Origin of the sequence: uncultured Altibacter sp. (assembly GCF_963972995.1) — a bacterium.
Classification (GTDB): Bacteria; Bacteroidota; Bacteroidia; order Flavobacteriales; family Flavobacteriaceae; genus Altibacter.
Genome location: NZ_CAXAXI010000014.1, coordinates 26137 through 44507 on the forward strand (window position 1 = coordinate 26137; position 18371 = coordinate 44507).

The following is an 18371-nucleotide window of genomic DNA, read 5'->3' on the forward strand; positions in this document are numbered from 1 at the left end:
GTGTTAAGAGTTCATGATCTCCTCGATCGCTTCGGCTTCTATTGGAATGTTACGCATTAGATTAAAAGGCTCTCCGTTTTCTTGAATTACCACATCATCCTCCAAACGAATACCAAAACCTTCCTCAGGAATGTAGATACCCGGTTCAACCGTAAAGACCATATTAGGTTTCATAGGCTCCCATAAGATACCGTAATCATGTGTGTCCAGTCCAATATGATGCGACGTACCATGCATAAAATATTTTTTATACGCAGGCCAATCCGGGTTTTCATTCTTGATATCTGCTTTGTCCAGCAGACCAAGACCCAGCAATGCTGAGGTCATCAATTTGCCTACTTCTACGTGGTATTCTTTCCACAAGGTGCCCGGTACCAGCATTTTGGTTGCATCATCCTTTACACGATGAACAGCATCGTATACTTCTCGTTGGCGTTTGGTGAATGTTCCATTTACCGGAATCGTGCGGGACATATCACTGCTGTAGTTGGCATATTCGGCTCCAACATCCATTAAGATGAGGTCTCCTTCTTTACATTGATGGTTGTTCTCGATGTAGTGAAGCACGTTGGCATTTGTGCCGCTGGCGATAATAGGAGTGTAGGCAAAACCTTTGGATCGGTTTCTAAGGAACTCATGCATATATTCTGCTTCGATCTCGTACTCCCAAACGCCGGGTTTTATGAAAGAAAGGATGCGCCGGAAGCCTTTTTCGGTGATATCACAGGCCTGTTGCATGAGCTCTAACTCGATAGGATCTTTCACCGAACGAAGCCGTTGTAAGATAGGATTGCTCTTTGCCCAATTGTGTGCCGGAAATTTATTTTTGGTTGTTTTAATGAAGCGGTCTTCACGGGTTTCGGTAGTGACTGCCTGCCGGTAGTGCTCGTTCGTGTTGAAATAAATTGTTTCGGCCTGTGTCATCAATTCAAAGAAAATCTTATCGAATTCCTTGAGCCAATAAACTGTTTTAACACCACTTACTTCATAGGCGCGCTCCTTGGTAAGTTTTTCTCCTTCCCAAACAGCAATGTGATCGTTCGTTTCTTTTAGGAACAATACTTCACGATTCTTTTCATCGGCTGCTTCCGGAAAAAGGAGCAAGATACTTTCTTCTTGATCCACGCCACTTAAATAAAAGATATCCCGGTGTTGCTGAAAGGGCATGGTGCTATCTGCACCTACGGGGTATACGTCATTGCTGTTGAAAACCGCTATGCTTTTCGGCTTCATTTGCGCCATAAAGTTCTTTCGGTTCTTTATAAAAAGTTTGCTGTCTATTTGGTGGTATTTCATTGTGAAGATTTCTGAATTTCTTCAAAATTAAAAGAAATATATGCAATGCGTAGGAATCCGGGCTTAAAAATTTTGTCAACCAAAGGCATTTCAGTAATTTCCACTTTCTAATTTCCAATCGATGAAAAAATTATCATTATTACTTTCCTGTTTTCTTTCTCTTTACATCTTTGCACAGCAACCCGCTACGTCCCCATCTGTAGTAGAAAGCGCGCTTCAGCAAAAGGAAAATGCTACACAAAATTCTATAGTAAAAAATGTTCCTTTCAAGAATATTGGTCCAACGGTCATGAGTGGACGTGTGGTTGACTTTGCCGTGAACCCCAACAATCCTATTGAGTTTTATGTTGGCTACGCAAGTGGTGGTGTTTGGCATACAAAGAACAACGGGACTAGTTTTACCCCTATTTTAGACAACAGTCCCACCCAAAATGTGGGCAGCGTCTCAATGGATTGGAAGAACAATATCCTGTATGTGGGTACGGGAGAAGTGAACGCCTCCCGCTCCTCTTACGCGGGAATAGGTCTCTTAAGGACCCGTGACAATGGTAAGACATGGGAAAACATAGGGTTGAAAGATTCTCACCATATAAGCAGTATTTTGATCAATCCTGAAAACCCCAATGAGATTGTTGTCGGGGCTGTTGGACATCTCTATTCTACTAATAATGAGCGCGGGATTTACAAAACTGTGGATGGTGGCAAGACATGGAACCGAACCTTATTCGTCAATGACCAAACCGGGATTATAGAGGTGGTCCGAGATCCTACACACTATAATTTAATGTATGCCGCAGCATGGGACAAAGACCGGAAAGCATGGAATTTTACCGGAAGCGGCTCCGGAAGCGGAATCTATAAAAGTACCGATGCCGGAAATTCATGGATCAAAGTTTCGGTGGATGGAAGTGGCTTTCCTACCGGTGATGGTGTGGGTCGCATCGGGCTTGCCATTTACGATGCCAATACTGTATACGCTATTCACGACAATCAGTCGAGACGAGACGAAGAGGCGACTTCCGAGGAAAGTTCCGACATGCTTACCAAAGACGATTTTAAAACCATGACTTCAGATCAATTCCTGAAACTTGACAACAACAAGCTCAATCAATTTTTGCGCATGAACGGCTTTCAAGAGAAATACAAAGCAGAAAATGTTAAGAATATGGTGCGTGGCAAAACGGTTCAGCCCGTCGACCTGGCGAAGTATTTGGAAGACGCCAATTCGCTTTTGTTCGATACGCCTGTTATTGGCGCAGAGGTCTATAAAAGTACCGATGGCGGAAAGACTTGGAACAAGACGCATGAGGGCTATTTGGACGGAATCTATTATTCCTACGGATATTACTTCGGAAAGATTCACGTAGACCCAAGCAATAAAGATGGGATTTATATTTATGGAGTGCCTATACTGAAGTCGAAGGACGGTGGAAAAACATTTACTTCCATCGATGCCGATAATGTACATGCCGATCATCATGCGCTGTGGATCAATCCGAAGCAACCGGGTCATCTTATCGATGGGAACGATGGAGGAATCAATATAAGCTACGATGATGGTGCGACATGGATCAAGAACAATGCCCCTGCCGTAGGACAATTTTACGCGATCAATGTGGACCATGAAGAGCCGTATAATGTGTATGGCGGATTGCAGGATAATGGCGTTTGGGTCGGCTCGCATGAATACGAAGCAAGTCCGTATTGGCATCAAAGTGGCCAATATCCCTACGAATCGATCATGGGTGGAGATGGTATGCAGATACAGATCGATAGCCGTAACAGCGCTATTGTGTATACGGGATTTCAGTTTGGGAATTATTATCGAATAAATCGCGATACCAACGAAACGACCTACATTCAACCAAAACATGAACTAGGGGAAAGTCCCTACCGCTTCAATTGGCAAACGCCTATATTGCTTAGTCCGCACAATCAAGACATTCTCTATTTAGGAGGAAATAAGCTCATGCGAAGTATGAACCAAGGTAACGATTGGGCTGCAATTTCCGGTGATCTAACACAAGGAGGGAAGCAAGGAAATGTAGCATACGGAACCCTTACGTCAATTAGTGAATCGCCTTTTCAATTCGGATTATTATATACAGGGAGTGACGACGGAATGGTGCATGTTTCCAAAGATGCGGGCGGAAATTGGGTGAATGTTTCCACAAGTTTTCCAAAGGATCTTTGGGTGAGTAGAGTGATTGCTTCAGCCCATAAAAAGGAACGTGTCTATGTGACGCTAAACGGCTATCGTTGGGATGATTTTATGCCTTACGTGTATGTTAGCGAGAACTATGGAAATACTTGGAAGGATATTTCGGGGAATGTACCTGCCTCGCCGGTAAATGTGATTCGTGAAGACCCGGCCAATGAGAACATTCTTTATTTGGGAACCGATAACGGGGCCTACGTTTCCTTTAATCGGGGGGACACATGGGCACCGTTTTCTGAAGGACTCCCCAATGTAGCCGTTCACGATCTGGTCGTTCAACCGCAGTCAAAGGATTTGGTGGTAGGAACACATGGCCGCTCTATCTATGTTGCAGATATATCCTTGCTTCAACGTATGAATGCGCAAAACAGTACCGAGGTATTGGTAAGCGTTTTAGAACCGGTGCAATCATCCAGACGTTGGGGTAGAAGCTTCAGTCCATGGAGTGAACCCTATACACCTTCAGTAAGCCTTCAATACTATACGCCAGAAGCTGGCGAAGTCTCCTTCAGTATTGAAACAGAAGAAGGAAAAGTGGTTCAGGAATTTACCGGATCGGCTGACAAGGGATTTAATGTGCAGGACTACGATCTAACCCTTTCAGAAAAAGGAATAAAAGTATTGGACAAAGCCGGAACAAAAGTGACCAAGGCCGAGAATGGCAGCTATTATCTGCCTAAAGGAAGTTATACGGTTGTTGTGGCAGTGGGAGCTAAATCGGCACGAACCGATTTGGAAGTTAAATAAGAATTGTTACTACTATCATCAATAAAAGAAATGCGAATGTTTGGCTAAAAGGGTAAGCAGCCGTATTTTTGTCATGTAAATTCTAGAAAAGAAAACCATAATGGGAATACTATCCTCTTCAATCGCCAGAAAAGTTGCTATGGCACTTTCGGGTTTGTTTCTTGTATTTTTTTTAGCGCAGCATTTTACTATCAATTTTACATCGGTTATTGCACCGGACACCTTTAACAGCTGGTCTCACTTTATGGGGACCAATATCTTGGTACAATTCATTTTACAGCCGATATTGATCTTTGGGGTAGTGTTCCATTTTGTAATGGGCTTTATCCTTGAGATACGCAACCGCAATGCTCGTGCGATCTCTTACAAGAAATTCCACGGAAGCGCAAACTCTACTTGGGCTTCTCGTAACATGATCATCTCCGGATTGGTGATCCTTGCCTTCTTAGGGCTGCACTTTTACGATTTCTGGATTCCGGAAATGGTCCATAAATATATAGAATCCCATCCCGAAGATGCAACACGGTATTATGCCGAAACCGTGCATAAATTTGAAAGTCCTGTACGCGTGGGGATCTATGTATTGGCATTTATACTATTGATCTTTCACCTATGGCACGGATTCTCTTCTGCGTTTCAGAGTGTAGGATTCAACAACAAGTATTCAAAGGCACTCCGCGGTTTTACGCAGGTCTATGCGGTAGCCATTCCCTTAGGGTTCATTTTTATTGCCCTGTACCATCATTTTAATCAATTACCCCACTAAAAAGAATGCTATGTCGATATTAGAATCTAAAATACCTAAAGGACCCTTAGCCAATAAGTGGACAAAACATAAGAACGAAATCAATCTTGTGAATCCGGCCAACAAGCGTAACATTGATGTTATTGTGGTAGGAACAGGCCTTGCAGGAGGTAGTGCAGCTGCGACCTTGGCAGAGTTGGGATATAATGTAAAGACGTTCTGCTATCAAGATTCACCACGTCGCGCCCATTCCATTGCTGCCCAAGGCGGGATCAACGCTGCTAAGAACTATCAAGGGGACGGAGATTCCACTTACCGTCTTTTCTACGATACGGTAAAAGGAGGGGATTATCGCTCCAGAGAAGCCAATGTATATCGATTGGCTGAGGTTTCGGCAAATATTATCGATCAATGTGTGGCCCAAGGAGTGCCGTTTGCACGGGAGTACGGCGGACTGCTAGACAACCGTTCCTTTGGGGGTGTGTTGGTTTCCAGAACTTTTTATGCCAAAGGGCAAACAGGGCAACAATTGCTCTTAGGAGCCTATTCTGCTATGAACCGTCAAATAAATCGTGGGAAGATCAAGCCGTACAACAGACATGAAATGCTGGATCTTGTTGTGATTAATGGAAAGGCGAGAGGGATCATCGCACGGGATCTCGTAACCGGAAAAATCGAACGTCATTCGGCGCACGCCGTAGTGATCGCATCGGGTGGCTACGGAAACGTATTTTTCCTTTCAACCAATGCCATGGGGAGCAATGTAACCGCTTCCTGGAAGATTCACAAACGCGGAGCCTATTTTGCCAATCCCTGTTTTACTCAAATTCACCCTACCTGTATTCCGGTATCGGGGGAACATCAATCCAAACTTACGTTGATGTCTGAATCCCTTCGGAATGACGGTCGTATTTGGGTGCCAAAGAAATTAGAAGATGCGAAAGCGATCCGAGAAGGTAAGAAAAAGCCCACCGATCTTTCTGCTGAAGAACGCGATTATTATTTAGAGCGGCGGTATCCATCCTTCGGAAACCTCGTGCCGCGTGATGTCGCTTCGAGAGCCGCCAAGGAACGTTGCGACGCCGGTTTTGGAGTCAATAAGACAGGAGAAGCTGTCTATTTGGACTTTGCCTCTGCGATTGAACGGTACGGAAAAGAACAAGCGGCCATTCAAGGAAATCACAATCCTACCGATGCCGAAGTACAGCAACTTGGAAAAAAAGCAATTGAGAATAAATACGGAAACTTATTTCAGATGTATGAAAAGATCGTAGATCAGAATCCTTATGAAACGCCAATGATGATCTATCCTGCGGTACATTACACCATGGGGGGTATCTGGGTAGATTACAATTTACAAACTACTATCGAGGGGTGTTATGCCACAGGAGAAGCCAATTTTAGCGATCATGGAGCTAACCGATTGGGAGCTTCAGCACTGATGCAAGGACTGGCAGATGGTTATTTCGTTCTACCGTATACTATTGGAGATTATCTTTCAAAAGACATTAGAACAGGACCTATTTCTACTGAATCACCGGAATTTGAAGCAGCAGAGAAGAACGTTCGGGAACGACTGGAAAAATTGATACAAAATAACGGTTCAAAACCGGTCGATTATTTTCATAAGCGTTTAGGAAAAATCATGTGGGATAAATGCGGGATGTCCCGAAATGCGAAGGATCTGCAAGATGCAATTTCAGAAATAAAGCAACTACGAGACGAATTCTGGAAGGATGTGAAGGTTCCGGGAGACATGAACGAAATGAATGCCGAACTTGAAAAAGCCGGACGGGTTGCAGATTTCTTGGAATTAGGAGAATTGTTCGCTAAGGATGCACTGCATCGCAATGAGTCTTGTGGGGGCCACTTTAGAGAAGAATATCAAACCGAAGATGGAGAGGCGCTGCGTGATGATGAAAATTACATGTACGTGGCCGCTTGGGAGTACAAAGGGGAGCCCAGTGATGCCGTCTTACACAAAGAGGATCTTGATTATGAAAATATTGAAGTAAAAACGCGTTCCTATAAATAAGCATTATGAAACTGACACTTAAAATATGGCGTCAAAAAAACGCCGCCGCAAAAGGCAGCCTACAAACCTATTCCTTGGATGGAGTTGATGGGGATATGTCCTTTTTGGAAATGTTGGACGTATTGAATCACGACCTTATTGAAAAAGGGGAGGAGCCTGTTGTTTTCGATCATGATTGTAGAGAAGGAATCTGCGGAAGCTGCTCCTTGCAGATCAACGGTGAGCCACATGGACCGGATCGTTTGGTAACTACGTGTCAATTACACATGCGTATGTTCAATGATGGCGATACGATCGTTATTGAGCCGTTTCGTGCCAAGGCTTTTCCGGTGATTAAAGATTTGGTGGTAGACCGAAGTGCTTTCGATAGGATCCAGCAAGCAGGTGGGTTTATCTCGGTAAATACTTCCGGAAATACCATAGATGCCAATGCCATTCCGGTTGAAAAGGAAGATGCCGATGAATCTTTTGCTGCTGCTACCTGTATAGGTTGTGGTGCGTGTGTTGCGGCATGTAAGAATGCAAGTGCTATGTTGTTTACTTCAGCAAAAGTAAGTCAGTTTGCTCTGTTGCCACAAGGGAAGGTAGAAGCCACTACACGTGTTTTGAATATGGTGGAACAAATGGATAAGGAAGGTTTTGGGAACTGTAGCAATACCGGAGCTTGTGAAATAGAATGTCCCAAAGGGATCTCTTTAGAAAATATCGCTCGAATGAACCGAGAATACCTAAGTGCTAGTATAAAGGGATAAACTTACATTGCCCTTAGTTTTGGTCTGTTCGAAATCGGACTATTTACTTCGGTAAGGTTGCGATAGATCGTTTGTATGAACCGTGTGACGTCATATGGTTTCACAATAATATCATTCATTCCGCTCTCAAAGATTGAATGACGCATCTCCTCTACTTCTACAGCCGTTAGGGCAAGGATTGGAATGTTATTATTGAACGTCCTTATTTCCTTTGTGGCTTGTATTCCATTCATAATGGGCATATTGATATCCATTAAGATGAGATCGAACGATTCATTTTTAACGATATCGACAGCAAGAGCTCCATTCTCGACAATGGAACAACGCATACCATTTTTTTCTAAGATCTTCTTGGTTACGGTTTGATTGATACGATTATCCTCAACCACCAAGATTTGCTTGTCCTTTAACTGGGAAGGATCAAAAACTTCTTCTAATTGGTCCTCAGGCAGCTCATGAACCACGTCATACTCGATCGTAAAGGTGAATAAAGATCCCTTTCCTTCTTCACTTTTTAAAGAAATATCTGAATTATCTATTTGTAACAACTTCTTTACGATAGGAAGCCCAAGCCCGGTTCCATGGTACTTGTAATTATGCGCATCTAGTTGGGAGAATTCTTCAAATATATGTTCCTGTTTTTCTGCCGGTATTCCAATTCCAGTATCACGCACATAGAATTTAATAGCGGTTTTTTCCAAGGTATTCTTCGTCGTTTCAGCGATCACATAGATATCGCCGTTTTCAGTAAACTTACAGGCATTAGCGATTAGGTTCATAAGTACTTGAGACAAGCGCACCGAGTTTCCGTAGATCACTTCAGGAACCGATTCAGAAATATGGATATGCAGCTCGTTGTTGTTTTGAACGCGCATATATTCAAAAGAAGAGGTGATCTTTTTAATGAGGTCCCGGATATTGAAGGAAGCAAACTCGTTCTCAAGTGTTCGAGATTCTATTTTGTTGATGTGTAATACGTCATTGATCAATGCCAATAGGTAGTCGGCAGAGAATTTTAACGATTTAAGATCCTTTAAATGCTTTTTAAGAGACGCATCTTCTAATAATATAGTGGTAAGACCGATAACACCATATAAAGGAGTACGAAGCTCGTGACTTATGGTAGAGAAGAATTTATTCTTAGCTTGTGAAAGTTGTTCGGCTTCTTCTTTTGCGGTCAAGTATTCTTGATTTTTGAGCTTTAGTTCATTGATCAATTGTTTTCTATTCCGAAAGGCAAGAAATAGAACAACGAATAAAATTAGAAAGCAACAAAAGGCAACAAGAAGAACATTATTCAATGTACTTTTATTCGCTACGATCTCGGCCTGTAGGGCAGCTTTTTCTTCGGCCTGTTGTACATAGGTTTTATATTCTTTTACAATATGGTTGGTGGAAACGGCTTCGACATTAGAAGAAATTATCTTTTGTTGATTGATACCTAAATAATTCTCATACTGCTGTCTTGCACTAAACGCATCTTTATAATTTCCCTGCTCCAACAGGCTTTCGCTGTAATAATAATAAGATTCTTCAAGTACAATGTTGTGTTGCTCCTTTTCGGCTTGGGCAATCGCTTTCTTAAAATACGCATTGGCCATTTCGTAATTTTCTTTCCAATAGTGGTACTGTCCCATCAAATTATCTAAACTTGCCGCGTAGGAAGCATCACCATGAGGAATAAGCTTACGTGCCTTAATGATATGCGTATATGCCAAGGTAAGGTCGTCCACCTCGATGGCTGTGAGAATAACATTATAATGAGCTTTTGCAAGTCCGGCAGAATCCTTTAATTTTTCGAAGAGATCGATCGATTTATCATGATAGTCGAAGGCAGCCTCAGGACCACTTCCGGTAATGGTGTAAATATTCGCCAAATCCATGTAGGTAAGGGCGCGAACCGTATCATTATTTGATAATAGCGCTTGTTTCTCAGCTTTTTCAAAACTTTCTTTAGCCAGAAGTGTATCGCCAAGAATGAGATAATCGTAGGCCAAATTACGATATCCTTTATGAATATAATAAGGCTCGTTGATCTCGAAGGCCAGTTCCAGTAAATCGAAATTTAAAGCAAGATCCTTTCTGTAATCTCCGTTATTATAATGTAGATTTGACGAATCCATAAGCGTCCTGAAACGCTCTTTTTTACTCTTTAAAGTACGATCATCATCAATTTGCCCGTATAAAGAAGATACTCCGCCAGCGGAAAATAAGGCAACAGAAAGCAACAAGAAATAACAATATTTCTTCATTGGTTAAGTACATTTGGGGATGGCAAGATACACTTTTTCTGGAATTTCAATAAAAAAGCGTATGTTTTAACACTTGATAGCTACCTATTTACCTAATAATCAAAGCATGATTCCACAAAAACTTCCTACCATTTCAACATCCATATTTGCAGTAATGAGCAAAATGGCAACTGAACACAATGCATTGAATCTGTCACAGGGGTTCCCAAATTTTGAGAGCGATCCGCTGCTTGTCGATCTTGTGTCGCATGCTATGAAACAGGGTCATAATCAATATGCACCCATGCCCGGAGACCCGGAATTGCGCAAGGAGATCTCGAAAAAGATAGCGTCTCTTCATACTACATTGTACGATCCAACATCGGAGATTACAATCACGGCGGGCGCCACACAAGCATTGTTTGCCGCCATAGCTACGGTGATTCAGTCGGGCGACGAAGCACTATTGTTCACTCCGGCTTACGATTCGTATGAACCGGTGATACGTTTATTTGGCGGCACCCCTGTTTCAGTGCAACTCGAGGCTCCATCCTATACACCCAATTGGGAACTGGTACGCAGCAAGCTAACCAATAAGACCAAATTGATCATTATCAATTCGCCGCACAATCCAAGCGGAATGATCTTTTCTGAAGGGGATATGCTAGAACTTCAAGAGCTGGCTGTAAAACACAACCTGTGGGTTATAAGTGATGAAGTGTACGAACATATTATTTTTGATGGCCACGAACATCAAAGTGCCGCTCGATTCAAAACACTTTCGAAGCGCACATTTATTACGGCTTCCTTTGGTAAGACCTTCCATAATACCGGTTGGAAAATGGGTTATTGTGTAGCTCCGGAACCGCTTATGAAAGCGTTTCAAAAGATCCATCAGTTTAATGTATTTTGCGTAAATCATCCCGTGCAAAAAGCATTGGCGACCTATCTTAAAGAGCCCAACCACTATACGGCACTGTCTTCGTTCTATCAGAAGAAACGCGATCTTTTTTTAGCGTTGATCAAGGACTCACGCTTTACGTTTGTTCCGTCTACCGGAACGTATTTTCAGTTACTGGATTTTTCTGATATTTCTTCGGAAGGTGATTGCGCTTTTGCCGAACGACTTACCAAGGAACACAAGATTGCGACCATTCCTACCTCAGTTTTTAATGAAAACCAAACAGACTTCCGCCAAATACGAGTATGCTTTGCAAAAACTGAAGATACACTGAAAGATGCAGCCAAAATTCTGAATGCTATCTAAATGAAGTCAAGTGGACGTATTCATGACCTATGAGAACGAAACTATAAGCAAATTCAATTCTAAAATTAAAACATCCAATTGAAGGATTAGGCATTACAGTAAGGAATTGGTAACTTTATAGCTATCGATTTCAAAATTAACAGTGTAAGCTATGGATACTAAAAAAAATAACAACGGAAATCCTCAGGGAGAGGCATGGGATGTAAACGAATCGGCAGCAAAATGCCCTTTCTTAAGCGGTGATTTGAACCAAACAGCCGGTGGCGGGACCAGCATCAGAGACTGGTGGCCCGACATGCTAAATTTGAATATTCTTCGTCAAAACTCCTCACTTTCAGACCCAATGGAAAAGGATTTTGATTATGCGAAGGAATTCAAATCCCTAGACCTAAAGGCGGTGAAAGAGGATCTCTACAAATTAATGACCGACAGTCAGGATTGGTGGCCGGCAGATTACGGTCATTACGGTCCGTTCTTTATTCGTATGGCATGGCACAGTGCCGGGACCTATCGTATTCATGACGGTCGCGGAGGCGGAGGATCAGGCCAGCAGCGTTTTGCTCCGCTCAACAGTTGGCCGGATAACGCCAATTTGGATAAAGCTCGGTTGTTACTATGGCCTATCAAAAAGAAGTATGGGAAAAAACTTTCTTGGGCCGATTTATTCATATTGGCGGGAAATTGTGCACACGAATCGATGGGACTTGATATGTTTGGGTTTGCCGGCGGCCGAGAAGATGTATGGGAGCCTGAAGAAGATGTCTACTGGGGCTCGGAGACCGAATGGCTCGGTAATGAAAATCGGTATGCCGGGGAAAAATTAGAAAGTCCGCTAGGGGCAGCACACATGGGATTGATCTACGTAAATCCCGAAGGACATAACGCTAATCCCGATCCCGTAGAGGCAGCACATTACATTCGTGAAACTTTTGGGCGTATGGCTATGGACGATTATGAAACTGTAGCGCTTATTGCAGGGGGGCATACCTTCGGAAAAACCCACGGAGCGGCAGATCCCGAAAAATATGTTGCAGCCGAACCTGCGGGCGCCGGTATTGAGAACATGGGTATGGGATGGAACAATTCCTTCGGAACAGGAAAAGGAGCCGACACTATTACTAGTGGAATCGAAGGAGCCTGGACAGATACGCCTACCAAATGGAGTCATAAATATTTTGAGAATTTATTCGAATATGAGTGGGAATTGACCAAGAGTCCGGCAGGGGCACATCAATGGAAACCCAAGAATAACGAAGGAGCCGGGACAGTTCCGGACGCGCACGATCCGCAAAAGAAACATGCACCGTTCATGTTGACAACAGACCTGTCGCTCCGTATGGATCCTACCTACGAGAAGATCTCGCGACATTTCTATGAAAACCCCGATGAGTTTGCCGACGCCTACGCGCGCGCTTGGTTTAAGTTAACACATCGGGATATGGGACCCATTGATCGCTACTTAGGCCCGGAAGTTCCAAAGGAAGAATTGATATGGCAGGATCCTATTCCAAAGCCTTCCTATGAAACCATACATGAAGAAGATATTTCTAATTTAAAGAGGCAATTGCTATCCTCCGGACTTTCAATAACCGAACTTGTATCGACGGCTTGGGCATCTGCCTCCACTTTCAGGGGATCGGATAAACGCGGTGGAGCGAACGGTGCCCGAATCCGTTTTGCGCCTCAGAACAGCTGGGAGGTCAACAATCCAAAGCAGTTGGCTAAGGTGTTACAGACACTTCAGAAGATAAAAGACGACTTTACTTCAAGTGCAACAGCTAACAAAGGCGTATCGATGGCCGATCTTATTGTACTGGGAGGATGTGCCGCCATAGAAGAGGCAGCAAAGAACGCCGGTTTCGATATTTCTGTTCCTTTCAATCCGGGTCGTGCAGATGCATTGGAAGAACAAACAGATGCTCAATCTTTCGATGCGTTGGAACCGCGCGCCGATGGTTTCAGAAACTATATTAAGGACAGTTACGGTGTTGCCGCAGAAAAGCTCTTGGTGGACCGATCTCAGTTGTTAACATTGACCGCTCCCGAAATGACCGTACTGGTTGGAGGAATGCGAGTTCTCAATGCAAATTTTGATGGATCGTCTCACGGTGTATTCACAAAAGAAACGGATACATTGAATAATGCGTTCTTCGTCAATCTATTGGATATGGGAATCACTTGGAAAGCTATTTCTGAGGATGAAAACCTGTTCGAAGGGCGCGACCGAAATACTGGTGAGAAAAAGTGGACAGGAACGCGAGTAGATCTTATTTTCGGGTCGCACGCGGAACTGCGTGCGTTGGCCGAAGTATATGCCTGTGATGATGCAAACAAGAAGTTTGTTCATGACTTTGTCGCTGCTTGGGCGAAAGTGATGGATCTGGATCGTTTCGATATTAAATAATTAACGGTCTGACACAGGTTTTTTTAGTGTGAAGGGCATATATCTTACTTATTTTCTGAAAGCAACAGCGATGCATGTTGCTTTCTTTGCTTAATTTTAAGGAATATGAAGGACGAATTTTTCAACGCCATACGAGAAGGGAATACAAGCCGAGTAGAAGCGCTGCTGTCGCAGATGCCTCAATTGATCTCTGAACGGGACGCCAGAGGATCGACGCCGCTTTTATTAGCGACCTATTACAATGCCGAAGCAGTTACAGAAATTCTTCTGAAGCACACCCAAGATGTCGATGCACGCGATGCTTCAGGAAACACGGCACTAATGGGCGTATGTTTTAAAGGGTTTGTGCCGCTCGCGAAAAAGCTCATAGAACATGGCGCGAATGTCAATGCCACCAACTCCAATGGTGCGACGCCCCTTATTTTTGCAGTGACCTTTGCTAAGACCGATCTTGTAAAACTTTTGCTGGACCATGGCGCCGACCCGTACATAACCGACGATCGAGGGAATACGGCGTTAGTGCATGCAACCATGCAACAGCATCAAGATATAATCTCACTCTTACAATCGAATGAATAAACAGGAAACACTTTCAGTTACTCTTATACAAACAAATCTTCATTGGGAAGATGCGCAGGCCAATCGCGACATGTTTTCCAAGAAGATAGAAAACATATCACAAGCAACCGATCTTATCGTTCTGCCAGAAATGTTTTCAACTGGATTTTCAATGAGCGCAAAGCTATTGGCAGAACCAAATCACGGGGAAACCCTTCAGTGGATGCAGCAACAGGCAAAGAAAACCGGGGCAGCCATTACGGGGAGTGTGATCATTTTAGAAAACGGAAATTATTATAACAGATTGTTTTTCGTTCTTTCAAATGGAGACTATAAAACATACGATAAAAAACATACGTTCACGCTTGCCAACGAGCATAGAACCTATACGGCAGGGAGTAATCGACTTGTTGTCGACTACAAAGGATTCAGGATTTGTCCTTTGATCTGTTACGACCTTCGGTTTCCGGTCTGGGCGCGTAATACAGTGGATTATGATGTCCTCCTCTACGTGGCAAATTGGCCGGCCAAACGTATTGCCGCATGGGATGCCTTGCTGAAAGCCCGTGCTATTGAGAACATGGCGTATTGCGTTGGGGTAAACAGAGTTGGAGAAGATGGGAACGGACATGTGTATACCGGGCATACCGGGGTCTACGATGTTTTGGGTGCGTCCATGCTGGACACCGAGCCGGAGAAAGAATTCGTGGCAACGCTAACTTTAAAGAAGGAGCATATTAAGAAGCATCGTGAACACCTTCAATTCTTACAAGACAGGGATAGCTTTATTCTAACGTAAACGTTTCATTCAGGCTCCAGTTTACAAGAATTTCCAATGGAGATGGATAATAGACCACTTTTTCAGGCTGGCGGCGCTCTAAAAAACTCCCGGCGTCCCATTGTCCATTCGCATTTTCATCATAAATAAGCCTAATATAATAGATAGCCGGCGAGAGATAGTCGAAATATACCATTTGGTCCTCACCCAGAGGCAATTCGCGAATCACTTGAAATTTATTGCTTACAAGCTGAACAATGATGGGCTCCGGAGGAACATTTTGCACCGTAAGTCGAAGAGTTCCATAATCGGACGCTGCTTTTGTACGAACTGAAAACGACAGGCTATCATTTTCTTTTTCGTAGAAATCGGTGATTGCCCCCGGCAGCACAGCCACACTATAGCTTTCTTCTTCGGTCTTAGGAAAAAAGAGCGCTATTTGATTGTTCTTTCGGTTTATGCTCCCTGAAACCGGGATCGGTATAGAATCGCTGTCAATCACAGAAATTTTTTCCATCGTCAAAGAAGATAGCGGTGTATTTGCTTGTAATAGCAAACTATCTTGAGGGATCTGTGTACCGGCGTTCAACGCAGTGACAGTGAGCGAATCTTTATATAGATTCTTTAGTCGTAAGGTCAAGGTGTCTGTTACGGACTTGTTCTTTGCAAGAAATACAAGAGAGTCGCCGGTTATTGAAGGTTTGAACCAATAATGGAGCGTGTCGGTCTTAGTATCTTTATAGATTGTACTTTTAAAATCGGAAGGTACTGCGGTTAATAAATCGATGCTGAGACTGTCTATGATGCCTTCAAAACCAAAAATGATGTGTTGCTTCGATTCGTGCTTAGGACGTTCCATACGATACGAAGGAACCTCCTTGAACAAACGCAGCGTATAGGATGTATCTTTAGGAATATGGATCGTAGTATCTACAAACCCTATCTTATCACTTTTAGGCTGAAAAATATAGTCGTTGTTACTGTCTTTCAGAGCCAGTAGGATGTAATTTCCCTCTTTTACATTCGTAAGTTCAAAAGTATTGGTGCTGTCTCTCGTGGTGGTAATGTACATCGGTTTTTCTGAAAAGATCAGCGAATCCTTAAATGCCTCGTTTGCTTCATACAGCAATACGGTAATAGGGGTTTCTGCCTTTCCCAATAGGACATCCTCCACTTTTCCTGAAACAGTTAAACTATCAATATAAGAACCCGTAGAAAAGACATATTTATAATAATCGAAGGCGTTTTCTTCATTGTTGTCCACAATACTTTTTCCAAAATTAATGGAATAGGTTGTGTTCTCAAGCAGGGTGTCGCTAAGTGTTATCTTTATGTATTTTGAGGTACTTAGCGGAGAAATAATAGGTTGGTATTTTAAAGGTGGCGAGATGATGAGGTTCTTCTGAAGGTCCTTTAGTTTTATATATTCATCAAAATAGATCCTAATTTCCTTTTCTGAAAAGTTGGTCGTAAAATTTTCGGGAACCGCTCGTAACAGAACAGGAGGGATGGTGTCCTTAGCACCCCCTGAAGGAGTTCCTTTTTTCGCACACTGCACAAATGAGAGCAGAAATAGCATAAGGATGGGAATGTAGAGCAGGCGGTGTTTCACACAGATGAAATTATAGCAAGACAAAAATAGGTATTTTTATGCGATGGCAATGGTTGCCACGCTAAGTTTCACCCCCGACCCCTTCAGTAGTACTTCGCCACAACGTTCCAAGGTCGCACCTGTGGTAACAATATCATCGACCAACAGAATGTGTTTGTTAGCAAGTGCTTCGGTGTTTTTAACGGTAAAGACGGCTTCGCTACCAAAGCGTGTGAATCGTTGTTTAAAAACCTGCGAGTTGGTTTTAGAGCGTTTTAATAAAATATCGTCCCGATAAGGGATCTGTAAGGAAGATGCGATCGCTTTCCCGAACCCTGCCACCTGGTTATACCCCCTTTTTCGCAATTTTTGCTTATGGAGAGGAACGGGAATCACCATATCGACAGAATTGTAAGCTTCAATTTCACTAAGCTCGGCTCCAAGCCAGAGACCAAAATAGGAGCTAATCTCCTGTTGCCCTCTATATTTCAATTGGTGAAGAATTTCCTGTGTGCTTCCTCTTTTCTCGAATTTCAAAAGGGCGGTGGCTTGCTCCAAGGGGATGCGACCATAGAAAACGTTCTTCATGGTGGGGTCTTCACTACGATGGTGACATGCCAGCGGCAGGCTATGTAAACATTGGACACAAAGGATCTTTTCGGCCTTTAAAAGTGTGTTTTTGCAGGCAGCACAAACCTTTGGAAACAAGAGATTTAACATATTTTAATATATTTTACCATTTCGTAAACGTTTCGGTGTTGTTTCTCGTAGTACTTTTACCCCCTAAATCTATTATAAACCATACATTATGACCACAGAAACCAATAGCACTAAATTTAAAGTTTTAATTGGTGTACTTTCTGCATTATTAATCGCTTTGGCTGTTTACACAGTTACCCTTTACAACGATAGTAAAAATACGGTAACCGGGCTAGAGAAACAAAAGGTAGAAATTGAAACAGAACTGGAAGAGCTTATCGCTAATTACGATGAGATCATTCAAGACAACGAACTTAAGGACAAAGATCTGTTAGCGGCCCGTGCCAGGATCGAGGTCTTACTTGATTCAGTGAAAGGAATGGAAGCCAATGTTGGCTTGATCGAGCGGTATAAAGCTGAGGTAGGCAGACTTAAGGAAGAGCGCAAGATGTTATTTAAAAGAGCTGATAGCTTAATTGCGGCCAATCAAATGCTCGCAATGGAACGCGACAGCACCAACGTAGTACTCAGCAATACTATTAAAGTGGTAGATTCTGTAAATGAAAAGAATGTTGCCATGGCTGAAACCATTAAAAAAGGATCTGTCGTTAACGCGGTAGACCTTCGCGGAGAAGCCGTGATCGTGCGAAGTAGCGGTAAAGTAGTGGATACAAGAAGATCAAGTCGTGCCGATAAAGTACGTGCATGCTTCACATTGACGCCCAATCCAATTGCTGAAAGAGGGGACCGAACTTTATATGTTCAGGTGATCAATCCGCGAAACAATTTATTAGGTAAAAAAGCTACGCTAGAATTTGAGAACGGAATGCTGAACTATAGTGAAAGCACCAAGGTTTTTTATGAGAATGAAGAATTGGACGTGTGTGTTTTAGTGGATGCCACCGAAGCAGATCTTATTGAGGGACGCTATGTGATCAATGTTTTTGACGGTCCAAAACAAGTGGCAACGACCACCATGGAGCTTAAGTAAAAAAAATTGATTTAAAAAAGAGAAGCCGCTACGATGTTATCGTAGCGGTTTTTTTATTT

The 18371-nt window shown here is 43.0% G+C and carries 13 protein-coding genes; 9 read left to right on the top strand and 4 right to left on the bottom strand.

Going from position 1 to position 18371, the window contains the following annotated elements; genetic code table 11:
* Positions 1 to 3 precede the first annotated feature (3 nt).
* Positions 4 to 1296, bottom strand: a complete 1293-nt coding sequence (locus AACZ11_RS07595; protein ID WP_290625802.1) for an aminopeptidase P family protein — start codon at positions 1294 to 1296, stop codon at positions 4 to 6.
* Between the two features lie 121 nt (positions 1297 to 1417).
* On the opposite strand from AACZ11_RS07595, the gene AACZ11_RS07600 reads away from it, so the two are divergent.
* From AACZ11_RS07600 to AACZ11_RS07615, 4 genes are all read left to right on the top strand, one after another.
* Positions 1418 to 4261 carry a glycosyl hydrolase gene (locus tag AACZ11_RS07600; RefSeq protein WP_290625803.1) on the top strand — a complete coding sequence of 948 codons (2844 nt, stop codon included), beginning with the start codon at positions 1418 to 1420 and terminating at the stop codon, positions 4259 to 4261.
* 97 nt (positions 4262 to 4358) lie between these two features.
* Complete coding sequence (locus AACZ11_RS07605) at positions 4359 to 5027, top strand: succinate dehydrogenase cytochrome b subunit (RefSeq protein WP_290625829.1); 669 nt, start codon at positions 4359 to 4361, stop codon at positions 5025 to 5027.
* A 10-nt stretch (positions 5028 to 5037) separates the two neighbouring features.
* Entirely contained in the window at positions 5038 to 7041 is a 2004-nt protein-coding gene (locus AACZ11_RS07610; RefSeq protein WP_290625804.1) for a fumarate reductase/succinate dehydrogenase flavoprotein subunit, read from the top strand.
* A gap of 5 nt (positions 7042 to 7046) precedes the next feature.
* Entirely contained in the window at positions 7047 to 7793 is a 747-nt protein-coding gene (locus AACZ11_RS07615) for a succinate dehydrogenase/fumarate reductase iron-sulfur subunit (protein ID WP_290625805.1), read from the top strand.
* Positions 7794 to 7795: 2 nt separating this feature from the next.
* Here the strand turns inward: AACZ11_RS07615 and AACZ11_RS07620 are convergent, their stop codons facing one another.
* Positions 7796 to 10045, bottom strand: coding sequence for a response regulator (locus tag AACZ11_RS07620; RefSeq protein ID WP_290625806.1), 2250 nt, complete (start codon positions 10043 to 10045; stop codon positions 7796 to 7798).
* A gap of 106 nt (positions 10046 to 10151) precedes the next feature.
* Here AACZ11_RS07620 and AACZ11_RS07625 point away from each other — a divergent pair, with 106 nt between their 5' ends.
* The 4 genes from AACZ11_RS07625 (at position 10152) to AACZ11_RS07640 (ending at position 15052) form a co-directional block, all read left to right on the top strand.
* On the top strand, positions 10152 to 11291 hold the full coding sequence (locus AACZ11_RS07625) for a methionine aminotransferase (protein WP_290625807.1): 1140 nt from the start codon (positions 10152 to 10154) through the stop codon (positions 11289 to 11291).
* A gap of 151 nt (positions 11292 to 11442) precedes the next feature.
* Positions 11443 to 13695 carry a catalase/peroxidase HPI gene (katG, locus tag AACZ11_RS07630; RefSeq protein ID WP_290625808.1) on the top strand — a complete coding sequence of 751 codons (2253 nt, stop codon included), beginning with the start codon at positions 11443 to 11445 and terminating at the stop codon, positions 13693 to 13695.
* Between the two features lie 105 nt (positions 13696 to 13800).
* Positions 13801 to 14274, top strand: coding sequence for an ankyrin repeat domain-containing protein (locus AACZ11_RS07635; protein ID WP_290625809.1), 474 nt, complete (start codon positions 13801 to 13803; stop codon positions 14272 to 14274).
* On the top strand, positions 14267 to 15052 hold the full coding sequence (locus AACZ11_RS07640; RefSeq protein WP_290625810.1) for an amidohydrolase: 786 nt from the start codon (positions 14267 to 14269) through the stop codon (positions 15050 to 15052). Before AACZ11_RS07635 ends, AACZ11_RS07640 begins: the two co-directional genes overlap by 8 nt.
* On the opposite strand, the gene AACZ11_RS07645 is transcribed toward AACZ11_RS07640, so the two are convergent.
* Positions 15039 to 16643: an Ig-like domain-containing protein gene (locus AACZ11_RS07645; protein WP_290625811.1), complete on the bottom strand. Its 1605-nt coding sequence runs from the start codon at positions 16641 to 16643 to the stop codon at positions 15039 to 15041. The genes AACZ11_RS07640 and AACZ11_RS07645 overlap by 14 nt on opposite strands.
* 36 nt (positions 16644 to 16679) lie before the next feature.
* Entirely contained in the window at positions 16680 to 17342 is a 663-nt protein-coding gene (locus AACZ11_RS07650) for a phosphoribosyltransferase family protein (RefSeq protein WP_290625812.1), read from the bottom strand.
* Positions 17343 to 17430: 88 nt separating this feature from the next.
* Between AACZ11_RS07650 and AACZ11_RS07655 the strand changes: the two genes are divergently transcribed.
* The gene (locus AACZ11_RS07655) at positions 17431 to 18312 is read left to right on the top strand and encodes a hypothetical protein (RefSeq protein WP_290625813.1); all 882 of its coding nucleotides are present in this window, start codon (positions 17431 to 17433) and stop codon (positions 18310 to 18312) included.
* Positions 18313 to 18371 lie beyond the last annotated feature (59 nt).